This is a genomic window from Caulifigura coniformis (assembly GCF_007745175.1).
Lineage (GTDB): Bacteria > Planctomycetota > Planctomycetia > Planctomycetales > Planctomycetaceae > Caulifigura > Caulifigura coniformis.
This window is the reverse complement of the sequence record NZ_CP036271.1, coordinates 3,637,743-3,655,712: the sequence shown is the minus strand read 5'-3', so window position 1 is coordinate 3,655,712 and position 17,970 is coordinate 3,637,743. Positions and strand designations below refer to the sequence as shown.

At 64.3% G+C, this 17,970-nt stretch carries 11 protein-coding genes; 6 read left to right on the top strand and 5 right to left on the bottom strand.

The window, feature by feature from the left end; all coding sequences use genetic code 11:
• The first annotated feature begins 1 nt into the window (after position 1).
• Positions 2–172 (top strand): hypothetical protein, encoded by a 171-nt coding sequence (locus tag Pan44_RS27425; protein WP_197453336.1) that lies wholly within the window; start codon positions 2–4, stop codon positions 170–172.
• Between the two features lie 21 nt (positions 173–193).
• Here the strand turns inward: Pan44_RS27425 and Pan44_RS14720 are convergent, their stop codons facing one another.
• Both Pan44_RS14720 and Pan44_RS14715 read right to left on the bottom strand, forming a co-directional pair.
• On the bottom strand, positions 194–2,422 hold the full coding sequence (locus tag Pan44_RS14720; RefSeq protein WP_145030782.1) for a vWA domain-containing protein: 2,229 nt from the start codon (positions 2,420–2,422) through the stop codon (positions 194–196).
• Positions 2,419–4,554, bottom strand: coding sequence for a vWA domain-containing protein (locus Pan44_RS14715; RefSeq protein ID WP_145030781.1), 2,136 nt, complete (start codon positions 4,552–4,554; stop codon positions 2,419–2,421). The genes Pan44_RS14720 and Pan44_RS14715 overlap by 4 nt, the downstream gene beginning before the upstream one ends.
• A gap of 128 nt (positions 4,555–4,682) precedes the next feature.
• Here Pan44_RS14715 and Pan44_RS14710 point away from each other — a divergent pair, with 128 nt between their 5' ends.
• Positions 4,683–5,534, top strand: coding sequence for a sugar phosphate isomerase/epimerase family protein (locus Pan44_RS14710; protein WP_197453335.1), 852 nt, complete (start codon positions 4,683–4,685; stop codon positions 5,532–5,534).
• Positions 5,535–5,585: 51 nt separating this feature from the next.
• Here Pan44_RS14710 and Pan44_RS14705 read toward each other — a convergent pair whose 3' ends face one another.
• Positions 5,586–7,568, bottom strand: coding sequence for a YjhG/YagF family D-xylonate dehydratase (locus Pan44_RS14705; protein WP_145030780.1), 1,983 nt, complete (start codon positions 7,566–7,568; stop codon positions 5,586–5,588).
• A gap of 135 nt (positions 7,569–7,703) precedes the next feature.
• On the opposite strand from Pan44_RS14705, the gene Pan44_RS27420 reads away from it, so the two are divergent.
• The 4 genes from Pan44_RS27420 to hrpA all read left to right on the top strand — a co-directional run bounded on the left by Pan44_RS27420 (position 7,704) and on the right by hrpA (position 15,441).
• Complete coding sequence (locus Pan44_RS27420; RefSeq protein ID WP_197453334.1) at positions 7,704–8,453, top strand: YHS domain-containing protein; 750 nt, start codon at positions 7,704–7,706, stop codon at positions 8,451–8,453.
• Between the two features lie 57 nt (positions 8,454–8,510).
• Entirely contained in the window at positions 8,511–9,467 is a 957-nt protein-coding gene (gene tilS / locus Pan44_RS14695; RefSeq protein WP_197453333.1) for a tRNA lysidine(34) synthetase TilS, read from the top strand.
• 78 nt (positions 9,468–9,545) lie between these two features.
• Positions 9,546–11,066: a carboxypeptidase M32 gene (locus Pan44_RS14690; protein WP_145030778.1), complete on the top strand. Its 1,521-nt coding sequence runs from the start codon at positions 9,546–9,548 to the stop codon at positions 11,064–11,066.
• Positions 11,067–11,262: 196 nt separating this feature from the next.
• On the top strand, positions 11,263–15,441 hold the full coding sequence (gene hrpA / locus Pan44_RS14685; protein WP_145030777.1) for an ATP-dependent RNA helicase HrpA: 4,179 nt from the start codon (positions 11,263–11,265) through the stop codon (positions 15,439–15,441).
• 13 nt (positions 15,442–15,454) lie between these two features.
• Here hrpA and Pan44_RS14680 read toward each other — a convergent pair whose 3' ends face one another.
• Positions 15,455–16,591 carry an N-acetylglucosamine-6-phosphate deacetylase gene (locus tag Pan44_RS14680; RefSeq protein WP_145030776.1) on the bottom strand — a complete coding sequence of 379 codons (1,137 nt, stop codon included), beginning with the start codon at positions 16,589–16,591 and terminating at the stop codon, positions 15,455–15,457.
• Positions 16,588–17,943 (bottom strand): (Fe-S)-binding protein, encoded by a 1,356-nt coding sequence (locus tag Pan44_RS14675; RefSeq protein WP_145030775.1) that lies wholly within the window; start codon positions 17,941–17,943, stop codon positions 16,588–16,590. Before Pan44_RS14675 ends, Pan44_RS14680 begins: the two co-directional genes overlap by 4 nt.
• Positions 17,944–17,970 lie beyond the last annotated feature (27 nt).

Genomic DNA, 17,970 nt, shown 5'->3' with positions numbered 1-17,970 from the left:
TATGACCTGGTTAGCCCTCCCACTCGCCGCCGTCGTCAGCCTCGTCTGGAATGCCAGCCGTTTCGAAGAAACTCGCTGCATCCTCGCCCGTTCGATGCGGATGTTCGTCACGCTGATCCTCTTCATGGCCCTGATCGGCGGCGCACTGTTCCTCCTGTCGTACAACCTCTGATCCGCGCGCGGACGCAACCCGTCACCACAGGCCCAGCAGGCGCCGGATCAGCCATTCGGCCGCCATCCAGCCGAGCAGCGTCCACATGACGAACGCCTGGTCCCAGATGAACTCGATCTGAGGCGGCGTCTCCATCGACCGTCGGTGGCTGGCCAGCTGATTGCCCAGTTCCTCGAACGACTCCGGCTCCGTTACCGCTCCACCGGAAAGATCCGAGAGCATCTTGAGCGTGAGCGGATCGGCGGACGCGTTCAGGCGTTCCCGGTTGACGTCATAGACATTGAACCGCGCGGTCATCTCCGCAGGAGTCAGACCGGGCGTGGAGGCCGTGACATGGTGGACGCCTGCGGCGTCCGTCTGAAGCGTCGCCCGATAGCGAGGGAGAGGTCCCGGAAGCCGCTTCGCGACAAGCGGACGTGTTTCGCCACCAGGTGAAGTGAGTTCCAGGCTCGGGGCCGCCGCGCCGTCGGGGGCGAAGCGGTAGGCCACGTCGATCGTCAGATCGTCGCCTAGCCGGACGCTCCGGCGACTCAGTTGCAGGGACGCCTGCTGCCCAGGTGGAAAATCGCCGCCAAAGGCGAGCCAGCGAACGAGGTTGGACCAGAAGATGTCATAGAAGCCGCGCAGGTCGTGGTTGTTTGGAGTCAGGAGACTCCACTTCCAGCTGCCTTCCCCGAGGATCGCAACAGTGGCTCCCCGTCCAACCTGCATCCGCACAATCGCAGGCTGAGGCTCACCGCCGTCGGCCGGCAACGTTTCGGCCAGCACGATCGACGCGGGCGGCATCGAGGCGACACGCTGAATTTCCTCAAGCGGCGGAAGCCTGCGAAAGGCGTCATCGGGATCGAGCCGTGTCTTCTCGACGGAAATCCACGACCCCGTGCGCCCGGAGGGAGCGAGCTGAATCCGGGCGGCGGGAAGCCACTCGTCTCCCCAACGAACCGGTTCGACCGGCGCCAGGTGACGGCTGATCGCACGACCTTCATCAGTGGTGGCGTCGTACGGTCGGGAACGGGCGAGGACCAGTTGTCCGCCAGCCTCGACATACGCGGCCAGCCCCCGCGCGGTCCGGTCGTCGAGCACACGCTCGAGCCCCCGGCCTGCCATGACGACGTCGTAGCGACTCCATTCCTCGGCGTTCAACGGCAACCGGGAGATCTCCGCGCCGGCGCGGGCCACGATCGTTTCGCGTTTGCGTTCGCCAATCTGGGTCAGTTGGACGAGTTCAATCTGCTCGTCCTTACGGAGCGTCTGGCAGATGAACCGAGTATCCCAATAGGGCTCGCCTTCAATCACGAGCACCCGCAGCCGGCGATTCATCACCTCCACGAACACGGGCTGCGCGTTGTTGGCGAGTTCGGCCTCGTCACCGACGGGATCGAGCGAGACAAGGTACTCGTACTGCCCGGCCGTCTTCTGCCGGATGGGAATCTTGATCTCGGCAAAATCGTGCTGCTGGAATGGAACGGAGAAAGTCTCAACGTGTTCTCCGAGCTTGAGCTTCACGCGGCCGGTCCGGCCAGTCAGCCCCGACTGGTAGATCCTGACGAGGATATTTCCGGTTTCATCCGGGAGCAGCGAATCCTGCATGGCCATCGCCATGAGGGCCGCATCGGGCGCGGAGGACGGCCCGCCGAGGGGCATCGTGAAAATCGGGATCTTGCGATCGGCGGCGAGCGACCCCGCGCGCTGGATCGGTTCACCGGACGTATCGCGGCCATCACTCAGGACCAGGATCGCGTGTCCGTCGCCCTGCGAACGGCCGACAACCGTGGAAACGGCCTCTGCGAGACGCGTTTCGCGGCCCAGTGCGAATGCATCCGGCCGACTGGCGACATCGCCGATTTTCAGCGGTCGAACGGTTGTGTCGAAACCCTCGAGTTCGACGTCACAATCCCGGTTCAGAATCTCGAGACGCTGCGGATCAAACACCGTGGCGACCGCGTGGGAAATGCGAGACTGCTGACCACAGTCGGCCGTAGTCATCGACTGCGACGTATCCAGCAGGACGGTCAATTTCGGACGTTCGCCGCTCGTGGCGACAGGCCGTTCGCGGCTGGGCCCGAGAAGCAGCACGGCCAGTGCGACGACGCCAGCCAGCCGCATCGCGAGGACCACTAGAGACCTGGCGCCGACACGGCGCCAACTGCGTCCACAGGCGTAGATCGCCAGCGCCCCCAGGACAACGGCGATGCCGGCGATCGTGAGGACCGGCATCCACGGGCGCCAAAGGACGGGGAGAAGGCTCATCGGCGCCATAAGCCCAGCAGAAGTAGCTCGAGAGACAACGCACCGAGACCGGTGAGCAGGAAACCGCCCCACAACGGCCGGCCGCCGTCGAGTCGGTCGCTTTCTGCAGAAACGAGTTGCGAGCCTTCCGACGTCCGGACCGCGTCTGATCCGCTGAGCAGGGTCCGGATCTCGTCGACCGACAGCGGCTCCAGATTCGACTCCCGGGGATCGACGTTGACGGCGACGGCCGCGACCTCTGTTCCTTCAGCCATCAATCGATGGATACCGACGGTCATCGCTCTGCCGGCCTGAAACTCCTTCGCTCCGGCCGAACTCGAAACGGCCGAGGACTTCCCGTCAGGCGCGAGGACGGCAAGCGTTCCCGCGATGGGCTCGGCGACCTGGAACGCCAACCGCTCGCCGACGAGAAACGTCGAACGCACATTGTCCGTCTGCGTGAGCTGCGACGTCAGCATCTGGACCAGGGCGACGAACGTCCCGGTCTTTCCGAGGTCGCCTGTTGTCGATTCCGGACTGAAGTTCAGGACCAGACATTGCCCCATCCCACAATGACGCAGGCCGGCCGCTGGCTCTTTGTCAGCAAAGGTCAGCAGTGTCTCGGCGTCCGTCGCCGGTGCGCCCGCCTGCCAGACTCTTCGAAACGCGATCTCGCGGAGGGCGAGTTGTGATGGTTCGTCGAACTCGCGGAGCCAGCGCGTTGTCCAGCGTCCGCGGTCGATAGTGAAAGGAGTTCGGCGCGGCGCCTCCCTCCGCGAGAGAAGTCGCCAGGGGGTCAGCGTCCCTTTGGCGGCATCATCCAGAAGCTGCAGATTTCGATCGGCCGGGCCATCTCCGGCGAAGATCAGAAGCGATCCGCCCTGGCGGACAAACTGCACAATCACGGCGGCGGCCTCCTGCTTCAGGACGCCGGAGTAACCGAGAAACAGGACGCGGGCATCCGCAAGATCCCACGCAGTGAGGCGACTGGCCGCGACGTGACGAGTGGCAAAAGAGGAATTGCTATCCGACTCTTCATCAAACGGCGCGAGTGCGCGCATGAGGTAGTACGCAGCGGTTCCCGGATCGTCGGGGGAATCGTCGCTCGCGATCACCAGCGGCACTCCGGGCCCGGCCGAGGCCGTCAGCCAAAGGGCATCGTCCCCGGCAAGTGCATCCGCCTCTTTCAGGTTCCAGCGCACGGCCGCAATTCCAGCGAGAGGCGCTGCCCCGTTCATCGAAGCCGCGGTCGACTCCCCGGCCCCGATCGAAATGGTCGCGGACGAGATCGCCTGTGGCGCGCCGGTCCCTTCCCATTCGGCCCGGACGCCGACGATTCGGGTCGCCTCCGAATGATTCTGAATCAGTGCGGTCATCTCGACAGGTGCCTCCGGGCGAGGTCGCTCAGGCCGCATGGAGGGTGCGGACAATCCAACGTTTGCCCCCGCGGAGACTTCGATGGCCGGGACAACCAAATCGATACCTGCGGGACGAGGCAGTTCGGAGGAGTCTCCGGCTCCGAACGACTTCCAGTTCGATGCCTGACGGTCGGTGAGAATAACGAGCCGTTTCGGCCCGGAATGAGACTCCAGAAGTCGCATCGCAAGATGAATTGCGGCAGGAAAGTCGGCCCGAGCCTGGCCGGCGACAGCGTGAGACACCTCCGAATGGAGTGCGGGAATGTTTTTCGACAGTCGCGGAAAAACGGCGATCGACTGTGCATCGGCCCAGACGACGCCGGCAACGTCGATGCCTTGCTGAAGATCGTCGAGTGCATCGAGCGCTTCGGACTTGAGGCGGTCGAACAGAGACGCCCCTGCGGCCTGCCGGGAGGTCGAGAGGCTGCGGTCGATGACAAAAACGACGGCCGTGGCGGATCTCCGTTCCCCCCCACTGACGGAGATCGTCCACCAGACAGGTCGCGTGAAAGCGAGAACGATGCAGGCGAGGGCCAGAACTCGCAGGAGCATCAGGAACAGCCGGCGGAGCTTGTGGAGCCGCGACTGCTGTGCGGCCGTCGCCTGCAGAAACGCAATTGAGGGAAAGACAATCGGTTTCCGCGCACGGCGCTGCAGCAGGTGGGCAATCACCGGCGCGACGAGGATGGCAACGCCTCCAAGCAGCGCGCCGTTGGTCAGTGTGAACGCGCCCATGCGCTCCGGGAGGGATCGACCGCGAGAGTTCTCATGTGGCCGAGCGGGAAATTCCGGGCCGGCAATCTATCCTAGCGGCCGGCGGCGGAATCGTCAGCCAGCCGGTCCCTGACGGACGAGGTCCAAACGTGAGCAAGAAGATTCGATCAGCGGTGACCGTGAGCCTCGTTCCAGAGGCGAAGGGGGGGCCCTTCGTGTTCTGGGACGATCTCCCGAGCGCGATCGAGGAAGCGGCCCAGCTCGGTTTCGACGGTCTGGAAGTCTTTGCTCCGGGACCGGACGCGTTCCCTGCACCAACGCTTGGGGAGTTGCTGAAATCCCGGGGCCTGGCGCTCGCCGCCGTCGGAACTGGGGCTGGCTGGGTCAAGCATCGGCTGTTGCTGACGGATCCCGACGCCGGACAGCGACGGCGGGCCATCGACTTTGTGCGGGAGATGATCGAGTTTGGCGCAGCAGCGGGCGCGATTGCCGGCGCGCCGGCCCCCGCGATCATCGGATCAATGCAGGGGCGGTGGAGCGGAGACACATCGAAGGACGGTGCCCTGGGCTGGTTGCGAGAGGCTCTCGACGAACTGGGCGGACACGCCGCATCGCACGGATCAATCCTGTTGATTGAACCATTGAACCGATTCGAGACCAACCTGCTGAACACGCTGGCGGACGGCTCAGCCCTGCTCCGATCGCTCTCCACGGAGAACGTGAAGCTGCTGGCCGACCTGTTTCACATGAACATCGAGGAAATTGATCCGGCCTCGGCCCTCGTTGCCGCTGGCGACGACATCGGACACCTGCACTTTGTCGACTCGAATCGGCGACCGGCCGGTTGTGGTCATATCGACTACGTCCCGATCGCCGCGGCATTGTCGAAGCTAAACTATCGTGGATTCGCATCGGCCGAGGCACTTCCGTGGCCGAATTCCAAGACCGCGGCGGAGAGGACGATCGAAGTCTTTCGACGGGTCTTCGGATCGTCAGGCTGAGGCCGCGGAAATCGAGCTTCGACCTGCGATCCCACTTTCGACTGGCTTGCATCACGCGGGCGGCGCAGTGCGCACGGCGGACATCTGTAGCGCACCAGCGACGGCGTCGGTGTCATAAACACAGCCGCCCCAGGTGCCGCCGCTGAGTTGAGTGAGCAGGGCCCAGAGTTTTGTTTCGGGGGGAAGCTCGGGATCGGCGTGCAGCGTGACGGCGGGATCGCGGCCGGCCAGAATTTCGGCCCCCTGTTCATGCGTCACCCGGGCTTCAGGCGCGCCTACGAAATTGATCGTCCCGTGCAGCGAATTCCGGTTGATCTCAATCTCGATCAGGTCACCGTCACGCAGCTTGCCGATCGGCCCGCCGGCCAGTGCTTCCGGCCCGACATGGCCGATGCACGCCCCTGTCGAGACGCCTGAAAACCGTGCGTCCGTAATGACTGCCACGTGCTTCCCGAACGGAAGGAACTTCAGAGCCGACGTAATCTGGTAGGTCTCTTCCATTCCGGATCCCAGCGGACCGCGGCAGATCAGGACGATCACGTCGCCCGGCTTGATGGCGGTCCCGCGACGTCCCTTGATGGCGGCGACGGCGTCTCGTTCGGTCGTGAAGACGCGGGCGGGCCCGAGTTTGCGGTAAACGCCATCGGCATCGACGACCGTCGGGTCAATTGCCGTGCTCTTGATCACGGAGCCTTCCGGTGCAAGGTTGCCGGTGGGAAACGTCACGGTGCTGGTGAGACCACGTGCCCGCGCCTTTTCGGGAGGATAGATCACATCATCCGGGTCGACGTTGTCCTGCGATCGCAGGCGTTCGCGGAACAACTGCCGTCGATCCGACTTCTCCCACCATTCGAGGACGTCGCCCAGGCACTGGCCGGTCGCGGTGAGCGCTTCGAGTTTCAGCAGCCCGAGCGCCCGCATGTGCAGCATCACCTCCGGAACGCCTCCGGCGAGGAACAGGCGGACCGTCGGATGGCCGACAGGTCCGTTCGGCAGCACGTCCACAATCCGTGGAACGCGACGATTGATCTGGCTCCAATCGTCGACGGTCGGGCGTCGCAGACCCGCTTCAAACGCGATTGCCGGAATGTGGAGGAGGAGGTTTGTCGAGCCCCCAACCGCAGCGTGCAGCACCATCGCGTTGTGCAGCGCGGCATCCGTGAGAATGTGGGCCATCGTCAGGCCTCGCTGTTCGAGGTCGACGACGGCCCGGGCCGACTGCTTCGCGAGATCGATCCAGATCGGCTGGCCCGACGGCGCGAGCGCGCTGTGCGGAAGTGACATTCCCAAGGCCTCGGCGACGACTTGAGAAGTCGCCGCGGTTCCGAGGAACTGGCAGCCGCCTCCGGCCGAACCGCACGCCTTGCAGCCCATTTCGGCCGCGTAGTGGAGATCAATTTCGCCATGGGCGTAACGCGCACCGATGGCCTGTACCTTTCCGGCATCTTCACCGACTGTCGGCGGCAGCGTCACGCCTCCCGGGATGATGACGGAGGGGAGATTCTTCATTGCGGCCAGTGCGAGCATCGTCGCCGGCAGGCCCTTGTCGCAGGTAGCGACGCCTATGACGCCCTTCCGCAGCGGGAGCGAGCGAATCAGACGCTTCATCACGATTGCTGCGTCGTTGCGATACGGCAGGCTGTCCATCATCGCCGTCGTCCCCTGCGACCGACCGTCGCAGGGGTCCGAGCAGTAGGCGGCGAAGGGGATCTTCTCGAGGCAGGTCAATTCTGCTGCCGCTGCCTGCATCAAGAGGCCGACTTCCCAATGCCCCGTGTGATAGCCCAGAGCAATCGGCCGGCCGTCTTCCGCCCGGATGCCTCCCATGGTGCTCAGGATCAGGTATTGGTCGCGCAGCAACTGGGAGGGATCCCAGCCCATTCCCGCATTCTGCGTCATGCCGAACAGGTCGCCGCTGGGACTGTCGAGCAGAAGCTCCGGCGAGAGCGGAAGTTCCCCGGCGGGGCCGTCGCCACGCGTGGCGACCTCGGCGAGGGAGGGAGATTCGAGGCCCAGCAGACGGTCGAGCGACATAAATCGAAACAGTTCGGAGAGGCGGGTGTTTCAGTTGGCGGCGGGGATTCCCGGGAGAATATCATCGTGGAAGATTCGCGAATCCGGAAATCTGAAACCTGTTTCTCAGAACACGCACGAATGCCGAGCACACGGATGAATTTCGCCTTGAAGCCGATTCGACAGATTCCGGGCGCGTCACTGACGGCTCTCGTCCTTCTGATGGGCCTGGCGATGGCCGAAGAAAAGCCGCCGGTGGACATGGCGGATCAACAGAAGGCCGCACTTGCGGAGTTCAATTCTCTGATTGGGAAATGGCGTGGCGTCGGTCAGCCCCGCCGGGGGTCGACCCAGGGGGCCTGGCAGGAACAGGCCGAATGGGTATGGGACTTCACCAACGGCACAGCCATTCGCGTGGACATTTCCAAAGGCAAGCTGGCCCGGACGCTGCGGATCACATTCGACCCATCCACGAAAGAGTACGTCGGCGCATTGACGACGGCCGAAGGGGAAAGCGAAACCTATCGGGGCAAATTCCAGAATGCCGGAGTGCTGACGCTCCTCAAGCCGGCCGGATCCAACGACGAAGTGAAGCAGATCACGGTCACCCGCTTGAATGAAAAGCGAACGCTTGTGCTGTTCGAGAAGCGGACGGCGGCGCAGGCGAGCTTCAGCCGCATTGCGGAAGTTGGCTACACCCGGGAAGGGGCGCGACTGGCAACATCCTCCTCCAGCGGTCCGGAATGCATCGTGACGGGCGGCGAAGGAACCATGGAAGTGAAGTACAAGGGAGAGACTTACTACGTCTGCTGCTCGGGATGCAAACAGGCATTTGAAGACAACCCGGAAAAGATCATCGCGGAAGCGGCCGAACGGCGGAAACGCGAGCGGGAAAAGGCGAAGTAAGTGGCGGCCTCTCCAGATGCTTCTCGCCGATCGGCGCCGTCTCCAGTCGTGACGGCCGTGCGCCACGCGCTCGAGACACATGCCGTTCGTGACCAGCCGATTGTGATTGCCGTTTCTGGCGGCGCGGATAGCGTTGCGCTGCTCCGGATTCTCTCGGAGCTTCAAGATCCGCTGGCGCTGAGGCCGATCGTCGCCCACTTCGACCATCGGCTTCGTGACGACTCGGCCGAGGATGGACGATGGGTGAATTCCCTGGCGAGCGGGCTGGGGGCCGAGTGCATTCTCGGCGTCGCTCAAACGACCGCACCGTCAACTGGTGTGGAAGCATGGGCTCGCCGCGAACGATACGCCTTCCTGCAAACCTGCGCTTCCCGGAAGAACGTGCGTTGGATTGCCGTTGCGCATTCGGCTGATGACCAGGCGGAAACGGTCCTGCATCACCTGATCCGCGGGACGGGGCTTCGAGGCCTCGCGGGCATGCCGACGGTGCGAACGCTTTCCTCCACGGCGCGACTCATTCGGCCGGGCCTCGGGGTCTCCCGCGCAGCATTCCGGGAGTACCTGCTCGGGCTCGGGCAGTCATTCCGCGAAGATCCTTCCAACACCGACGGCCGCTACACACGCAACGCGATTCGCAATGAGGCGATTCCGTTCCTTCGCGATCGATTCGGCCGCGACCCGTCCCGTTCACTGGTCAAGCTCTCGGTCCAGGCACACGAGGCCGCTTCCGTCCTTCAGCGGCTCGCCCGGCGGGCTTTAAAGAGGGCAGTTCTTGAACAGACGCCAGATCGGGTGCACATCGCGTCGCAGGCGTTTTACGGTGTGCCGGACGCCGTCGTGCAGGAAGCGGGTGTCTTGTTGTGGCGTCGACAGAAATGGCCGCGGCGGGAAATGTCGCAGGGCGCCTGGAAACGGGCCGCCCGATTCCTGCGCGGAACGACTCAGGCCGAGCAATGGCCTGGCGGTGTCCGCGGGGTCAAGCGTGGGGGCCTCGTCGTCCTCGAACGCTCATGAGACGCCGGCCGCTGGTTTGCGACCTCATCCCTCCCGCGACATCATGTCCGCTCACTCCCTCGTCCCGACGTGACCTCAATGCCTGATCTGCAGCAGACCTACACCGCCCTCGTCGAACACCTCCGCGAAACGGCCGTGCTCCGGTCCTGCGGAGGCCTCCTGGGCTGGGATGAACAGACCTGCCTCCCTCCGGAAGGAGCGGAACATCGTGCCAACCAGGGCGCGCTGATCGCAGGGCTCGTTCACGAAAGGTCGACGTCGCCGAAGATCGGAGAATGGCTGACGGAACTGGCGGTCGTCGAGGGCCTGAAAGGAGCCGAGTCGCCGGAGGCCGCCGTCGTGCGCGAAGCCCGGCGGAACTACGAACGATCCACGAAACTGCCGCGGAAACTCGTTGAAGAACTCTCCCGAGTCGGCACGCTGTCGCAACAGGAATGGGTCGTCGCCAAGAAGAATAAGGACTTCGCGCACTTCGAACCCTGGCTGACGAAGATGATCGGCCTCAAGCGGGAGGAGGCGCAGGCCGTCGGGATTCCCAAGGGCGGAGTGATCTACGATGCGCTGCTCGATGACTACGAGCCGGGCGCCTCAACGGCCGAAATCAACTCCGTCTTCGCTCCGCTGCGCGAAGCGACGGTGACGCTGCTCTCCGACATTCGCGGGTCGGGAAAGCGGCCGGACGATTCCATCCTCACCCGCAGCTACCCGGTCGACGCGCAGGGGGAGTTCGCGAAGAAGGGGGCGTCCGCCATTGGCTTCAGCTTCACGGCCGGCCGGCTTGACGTCTCGGCCCACCCCTTCTGCAGCGGAATCGGCCCGGGCGATTGCCGCCTCACGACGCGGTACAACGAGTTCCATTTTCCGGGAGCGTTCTTCGGCGTGCTGCACGAAGCCGGCCACGGCATCTACGAGCAGGGCCTGCCCCGGGCCCAGTTCGGGACCTGCCTCGGCGAGGCCGCGTCGCTCGGAATTCATGAATCGCAGTCAAGGATGTGGGAAAACCTGGTCGGCCGCAGCCTTCCGTTCTGGAAGCATTTCTATCCGCAGGCACAGGCGGCTTTCTCCGATGCCCTGAAGGGCGTGAAACTCGAGGAATTCCACGCGGCAATCAACGATGTGCAGCCGTCGTGGATTCGTGTCGAAGCAGACGAGATCACCTACAACCTGCACATCATGCTGCGGTTCGAACTGGAGCAACAGCTGATCGACGGCCGCCTCGAGGCCCGGGATGTCCCGGATGCGTGGAACTCCGCCTTCCAACGCGATTTCGGAATGACGCCGCCAGACGCATCTCTGGGATGTCTTCAGGATGTCCACTGGAGCGCCGGCCTCCTTGGTTACTTCCCGACGTACTCCCTCGGGAACATGTTTGCGGCGCAGCTCTTCGAAGCGGCTCGCGAAAAACTGGGAGACCTGGACGCCATGTTCGCCCGCGGCGAATTCATGCCGCTGAAGGAATGGCTCAACACAAGTGTGCACGCCCACGGGCAGCGCTACCGTTCCGGCCGGCTCATCGAACTCGTCACCGGCAAGAAGCCGACGCCTGATGCGCTCATCCGGCACCTGAACTCGCGATTCCGGCCATTGTTTGGCGTGTAGGGAGTTGGCAGACGCGCGAAAGCGAGTCGGTGGCCGCGTCTGGAAGGGCGGGCCACAGGGTTCGGACGATTCCTCCAGATGCGGCTCTGCCGGACCTTCGCCCTCCCGGCGTCGCGCCTACAATGCGAACTCGCCTGTCGCCTTCCGGGTCGATTATCGGTCCGTCCCTTCCCCGTTGTCTTCTTGCCCTCGCGTCATGTCCTCCTCTTCGCCGGCCCCCGATCCATCGACCGGCGAGGACCGAGCGCCGACAGCCGGAGAATTGACCGCGAAGATCGATCAGGCGATGCAGGCCGATCGCCATCGCCTGCGCCAGATGCTCCGGCGTTTTCCCCGAGGCAAAGCCCCCGATCGCAAGTCGTTCGAATCATTCGAACGCCTGCTCAAGTCGTCGACCGACCGTGCCGACGAACGGCGAAGAAGGCATCCCGCCCTCGGCGAACCAGCGCGGCTGACGTTCGATGATCCCCTGCCCATCTGTGAGCGCATCGACGAGATCGCCGCCGCCATCCAGAGCCACCAGGTGGTGGTCGTCGCGGGGGAAACCGGATCGGGTAAGTCGACCCAGCTGCCGAAGATCTGCCTGAAGCTGGGACGCGGCGTGTTCGGAATGATCGGCCACACCCAACCTCGCCGGATCGCCGCCCGCTCGGTCGCTGCCCGCGTGGCGGAAGAACTCGGAACCCGCGTCGGCGAAGGGGTCGGCTTCAAGGTCCGTTTCACCGACGCCGTGACACCGAAGACGCACGTCAAGGTGATGACGGACGGGATCCTGCTGGCGGAACTGCAGAGCGACCGGTATCTCGATGCCTACGACACGATCATCATTGATGAGGCGCATGAGCGCTCGCTGAACATCGACCTGATCCTCGGCCAGCTCCACCGCCTGCTGAAGAAGCGTCCCGACCTGCGTGTGATCATCACCTCGGCCACCATTGACGCCGCCCGATTCGCGGCGTTCTTTGATTCACCCGATGGGCGAGTCGATGAGGACGAACTGGCCCGGCGAATCGCCGCGAAATCGGATCCCACGGCAGCGCAGGACGGCGCAGACTCCTGTGCGCTGCCTTCGGAAGACGAACATCCAGCGCCCACGACGCTTCCTCCGGGGCCGGAGACGCTGCCCCGTGGCACCTCCACCGGTGCCGCACCCGTCATTGAAGTCTCTGGCCGCACGTATCCTGTCGAGACCCGATATCGCCCTCTGTCTGAGGATGGAGACGCCGACCTCAACAGCGAAATCGCCAATGCCATCGTCGAGGTGATGAGCGAAGGCCCGGGAGACGTGCTCACATTCCTTGCCACCGAACGCGACATTCGCGAAGTGGCCGAAGTTCTGCGGGGACGGCTCAAACAGTTCGGACCGGCATTCCGGTCGGAAATTCTGCCGCTGTATGGACGCCTTTCGGAGCAGGACCAGCAGAAGGTCTTCCAGCCTCACGGCGGTCAGCGGGTCGTCCTGGCAACGAACGTCGCCGAGTCGTCGCTGACGGTGCCCGGCATCCGGTATGTCGTCGACACCGGAACCGTTCGGCTGAGTCGCTTTGCTCCGCAGTCGAAGGTGCAGCGGCTGCCGATCGAGCCGATTTCCCGGGCGTCGGCCGACCAGCGGAAGGGACGCTGCGGACGGATCGGTCCGGGCATCTGCGTGCGCCTTTTCAGCCGGGAGGATTTCGAATCGCGGGATGCATATACGCAGCCGGAGATCCTGAGGACGAACCTCGCGGCCGCCGTGCTGCAGACGATCTCCTATGGGCTTGGCGATCTGAACAGTATGCCGCTGATCGACCGTCCGCAGCCGGGAGCCGTTCGGGCGGGCGTCAACACGTTGCTCGAACTCGGGGCGATCCGCGACTGCGAGGGAAAACAATCCCTCACGGAAACGGGACGACTGCTGACGAAGCTTCCCGTCGATCCGAGAATCGGACGAATGATCGCAGCCGCGCATGATGAGCACTGCCTGTCGGACATTCTGATCATCGCTTCGGCCCTTGAGGTGCGTGATCCACGTGATCGGCCGGCAGAGAAACAGCAGGCGGCCGATGAGGCCCACAAGCAGTTCGCCGTCGAAGGCTCCGACTTCCTGTCACTGCTCAAGTTGTGGGACATCTACCAGGACTGGGCCGACAAGCTTTCGAACTCCAGGCTGCGGAAGGCGTGCCAGCAGAACTTCGTGTCCTTCGCGCGGATGCGGGAATGGCGAGACCTGCACCGGCAGCTCGCACGTCTTGTCACCGGCGCCGGCCTGAAGACCGGCCCCCGGCATGGCGATGCAGACGCCATTCATCGCGCGCTGCTCGCAGGGCTGCTTTCCAATATCGCCGTTCGAGGTGATTCCAACGAGTACTCCGGTGCGGGAGACCAGTCGTTCTTCCTGTGGCCCGGGTCCGCCGCGGCCGGCAAGAAGCCCAAGTGGATCGTAGCGGCCGAACTGGTCGAGACGACCCGGCGGTTCGCGCGGACGGTCGGTCCGATCAATCCGGACTGGCTGGAGAGAGTCGGCGCGCACCTCGTGAAGCGGTCCTATTCCGAGCCACACTGGGACCGAAAGACAGCCCAGACGATGGCCTTCGAGAAGGTCACGTTGTACGGGCTGCCCGTGGTGCCCCGGCGACGCTGCCGCTATGCGCCGGTCGACCCGGCCAAATCGCGGGAGATGTTCATCCAGCATGCCCTGATCGAAGGTGACTGGGATTCGAACGCGAAGTTCGTTCGTCATAACATCGCGCTCAAGGAAGAACTCAGCGGATGGCAGGCGAAGCTGCGACAAACCCAGATCTTTGCATCCGAGGAGATGCAGTTCCGGTTCTTCGACGAGCGTCTCCCCGGCGACGTGACCGATGGTCCGCGGTTCGAGCAGTGGCGCAAACAGGCCGAGCAGCAGGCCCCCGAACTGCTGTTCCTGACAAAAGCGGTTCTGCTCGCCGATCCGAGCGTCGTCCTGGACCAGAAGTTGTTCCCCGACACCGTCGCGATCGGCGCCTCAAACGCCACGGTCGAGTACAAGCTCGATCCCTCGAGTCCAACGGACGGCGTGACGGTCGTCGTCCCCGCCCGCGCGGCGGCCCATCTCGACGCCTCCAGGCTCGGCTGGCTCGTTCCCGGCATGCTCCAGGAGAAAGTTGAGTCGCTCCTGAAGGCACTTCCGAAGGAACATCGGCGACTGTTCCTCCCGATCCAGGAAACGGCCGCGAAAGTCGCGGCGGCGCTTGATCTCCAGAAAGGGGATCTCGAAGGACAGATGTCAGCCGCGCTGCGGAGGATTGGCGGCGAGCATGTGCCGGTCGACCTGCTGACTTCTGCACGGATTCCCGACCACCTGCAGGTGAAGGTTCGCGTCGTCGATGACAAAGGGGAGACGGTCGCCGCGGGCGCTGATGTCGAAAGGATCAAGCGCGAGCTCCACGGCCGCCACGTCGCGAAGCTGGAAGAGACGGAAGCCGCCGCACGCTGGGCCAGGACCGGCCTGACGGACTGGACGATTGGCGAACTGCCGGCCTCGGTCGACGTGGGCGAAGGGACACGCGCGTTCCCGATGCTCTTCGATGAAGGCTCATCCGTCGGACTGAAGCTCTCCCACAGCGCTGAGATCGCGGAACGGAACACGCGCCGCGCGCTGGTGCGTCTCTTCGGCCTGTTGGAATCGAAGAAGATCAGCCAGCAGGTGCAGCATCTCCCGCGCATCGAACCGTGGTCGATGCAGGGGGCAAGCATCCTCGCAGCGGTCGACACACTGGGAGGGGCCGCACCGAGTTCTACTCCGAAGGGATTCATTGGCGCCTTCCGGTCGCAGGTGGGAGGGCGGATCGCGGAGCGCGCGACGGCGCACCTCAAGGAGATTCCGCGCGACGAAGCGGCCTTCCGGCGGTTCATGAAACAGGCCTCCAACCAGATGAGCGTGGCCGTTCTGGAAACTGGCGAATTGCTCGAGCCGCTTCTGCCGCGAGCCCGCGACGCGCAGAAGATCGTCTCACAGTCGTTGCAGGCCGCGCTGGAGGTCTCCCATCGCGACAGTCTCAGCCAGTGGCTGCAGCTGTTTCGACCTGGATTTCTTTCAGAAACGCCGTGGGAGTCTCTGCAGTCCTATCCGCGTTATCTCGACGCGTTCAGCACCCGCTGGAAAAAACTGAAAGAAGGGGGCCTCGCGCGTGACCGCGAGCTCACGGCCAAGGTCGCCCTGTTCTGGAACAAGTACGTCGACATCGTCAGCAAACGCCCGACTCTGCGAACGGCGTTCGAACCGGTGCGCTGGCTGATCGAGGAATACCGCGTGTCGCTTTGGGCGCAGCAGTTGAGGACGGCCCAGCCGGTCTCCGAAAAACGCTTGCGGGATGCGTGGGAAGCGGCCATCAACGAAGTCAAATCGGGCGCCTGATCTGCTGGCGATCTCAAGCCGTCATCAGCTTGTCGATCGTCAACTTCCCTGCCCCGGCCTCAAACCCGAACAGCACCAGGTCGGCTGCCGCTCCCGCGATCAGCCGGGGCGCGTCCAGTCCGCACAGCCGCAGCGGGATGCGCCCCGCCATGTCACAGGCCTGCCCGAGCGTCACGCCTGTCGCCTTCACCATGTGGCCCACGCAGACCTCCGTGGTCAGGGCCGATCCCGCCAGCAACGTTCGCTGACCGGCCACGACGATCCGGCCGTCATCGACGACTTCAAACGGTCCGAACGCGGTCGGATAAACTCCGGGCGGCATTCCGGCGAGGCCAGATGCGTCGCAGGTAATGACGACGCGTTCCGGGGACTTCGCGGCCACAAACGTCTTCAGCACCGCATCAGGAAGATGATGGCCGTCTGAGATCACGCTTGGAATCAGGCGATCGTCCGCCAGCTGGTCCCAGAGAAAATTGGGATGTCGCTTGAGCATTCCGGCAGCACCGTTGCCCAGGTGGGTGCTCAGCCGGGCCCCGGCGTCGACTGCTGCCCGGATCTGCGCCGCATCGGCCGCCTGGTGGCCGAGCGCCACAAGAATTCCGGCGTCCGAGGCGCGTCGAATGAACTCCGCGGCGCCCACGGCCTCCGCCGCCACCGTGACAAGTCGAATCCGTCCGCCCGACGCGGCATTCAGTGCTTCAAATTCCGACCAGTCGCAGGGGCGGACATGTTGCACGGGATGCGCCCCGCGCGGGCCGTCCTGATCGGAGATATAGGGGCCTTCCAGATGGCAGCCGGCCACCATGCGGTCCGCCCACGCTTCCTTTTCACACGCCGCCCGCACGGTGCGAAACCCGTGTTCGAGTGCTTTGCGCGAGCTGGTGATCAACGTTGGAAACAGGCGTCCGACGCCATGAGTCCGGTAGCCGGCGAGGACTTCCAGGACCTGTTCGACGGTCAGTTTCTCGTCGGCGAACCAGACTCCGCCGTAGCCGTTGATCTGGAGGTCGAAGAAGGCCGGGGCGACCCAGGGCCAGTCCTCCAGCGGTTCGCGGGTCCAGATTGGCTCGACATCCGTGATGCGGCCATTCTGAAGGGCGATTCGAACAGGTTCTCCGGAATCGTATCGGCGGGCAGTGAACGACGTCATGACTTGGCATCAGGGCCCTGATAGGCCCGGTCGAGAAGTTCCATGGGATGCAGCACCGGGATATCGCGTCCGGCGCTGCGAAGTTGAGAAAGCATCTGCAGGGTGCACCCGGCGTTGGCGCTGATGACGGCATCCGCGTTCGTCGCGAGGATGTTTTTCAGTTTCCGCTGACCGAGTCGATCGGCCATTTCAGGCTCGGTCAGGTTGTAGCTGCCGGCGGCCCCGCAGCAGATGTCGCTTTCCGCGAGGGGGACGAGCGTCAGTCCCGGAATCATTTCGAGCAGCCTGCGAGGTTGCTCGCGGATCCGCTGGGCGTGCACCAGGTGACACGCGTCGTGGTAGGTCGCGCGGATCGGGACCGCATGTTTCGGGGGGACGGGCCCCAGCTGCGCCAGGAATTCGTTGACGTCCCGGATCTTTGACGCGAACGCCGTCAGTTGACTGCCAAGTGCAGCGTCACCCGGCAGCACTTCATGGGCGACGTGGCCGTAGTCCTTGAGCATCGAGCCGCAGCCGGCCACGTTGACGATGACGGCGTCCAGGTCATCCCGGGAGAACGCTTTCGCATTCGTGCGGGCGAGATCGATGGCCGGTTCGCTGGCTCCGCTGTGATAGTGAATCGCACCGCAGCAGGCCTGGGTCTGCGGCGTGTAGACGTCGCAGCCGTTGTGCTGCAGGACGCGGGCGGTCGCCCAGTGGACGTGGTGGAACATCGCATCCGCAACGCAGCCGGTGAACAGGCCAACGCGGGCCCGTCTGGTTCCGATGGCCGGAAGGAATTCCGGCAGGGCCGGCCCGCGCGGCTGCAGGGGCGGGAGCAGGTTCTGCATCCGCTGCAGTTTTTCCGGCAGGAGCTTCAACAGCCCCATTTTTTCGGCCAGTCGGTCGACGCCCAGGGTCTGCATGACACGCGCGGGCCAGAGGGCTGCCCGCAAGCGTCGGGGATAGGGGAACATCCCGTACAGGATGTACTTCTGGAACCATCCAGGCTTCGTTGGTTTCCCGGCCGCCCCCTGCTGCTGCATCTGGACGCGGAACGGCTCGATCAGCCGGCCGTACTGAACTCCCGAAGGGCATGCCGTCTCGCAGCTGCGGCAATCGAGGCAGAGTTCGAGATGGCGGGAGACCTGCGGGCTCATTTCGAGCCGTCCATCCGTCACGGCCCGCATCAGATAGATGCGTCCGCGCGGGCTGTCATTTTCGTTGGCCGTCTCGAGGTAGGTTGGGCAGGAGGCCGTGCAGAGCCCGCAGTGCACGCAGTCGAGAAACTTCTCGTAGTCGATCGTCGACCCGAGCCGCGGAGATTCCAGCGGGACGAGTTGAGCGGGAGGGACCGCGGTCGGAGTGGACATTGGGCAGGCGAGCGAATCGTGGACGGT